The organism is Subtercola boreus, from assembly GCF_003399625.1.
Lineage (GTDB): Bacteria > Actinomycetota > Actinomycetes > Actinomycetales > Microbacteriaceae > Subtercola > Subtercola boreus_C.
The window spans coordinates 1-503 of sequence record NZ_NBXA01000082.1 but is presented as its reverse complement, the minus strand read 5'-3'; the positions used below and the strand labels follow the sequence as shown (position 1 = coordinate 503).

Annotated in this window: 1 protein-coding gene; it reads left to right on the top strand. The window is 62.8% G+C overall.

Annotation, left to right across the window (positions count from 1 at the left end; genetic code table 11):
- Positions 1-454 (top strand): transposase (locus tag B7R21_RS19475; RefSeq protein ID WP_172592306.1); only part of this gene is annotated, 454 nt, incomplete at its 5' end.
- Positions 455-503: the final 49 nt, after the last annotated feature.

The window sequence follows — 503 nt, the reverse complement described above, 5'->3', positions numbered from 1 at the left end:
GAGTGTGTGCCCGAAGAGTCTGTGGCCGGCGGTGAAGGCGATGCTGCACTCCGTGTACGACCAACCAGACGCCGATGCTGTGCATGCCCAGTACGACCGGCTCCTGGACTACGTCGACGGCAAACTCACCGCCGCATTCGAGCACCTCGATGCCGCACGAGCTGATGTCCTCGCGTTCACGAGCTTCCCAGAAGGGCTTTGGCAACAGATCTGGTCAAACAACCCCAACGAACGCCTCAACCGTGAAATCCGGCGCCGAACCGACTCGGTCGGGATCTTCCCGAACCGTGATGCGATCACCCGCCTCGTCGGTGCTGTACTCGCCGAACAGACCGACGAATGGGCCGAAGGCCGCCGCTACCTCGGCCTCGACATCCTCGCCAAAAGCCGCCTCGCCCTCGTCCCCGACACCAGGACGGAGGTCGAAGAAACAGCACTCGCCCTCAGCGCCTAACCCATCAAACCGAAGGAACTACCGCTACACCACCACCGGGGACTTGACC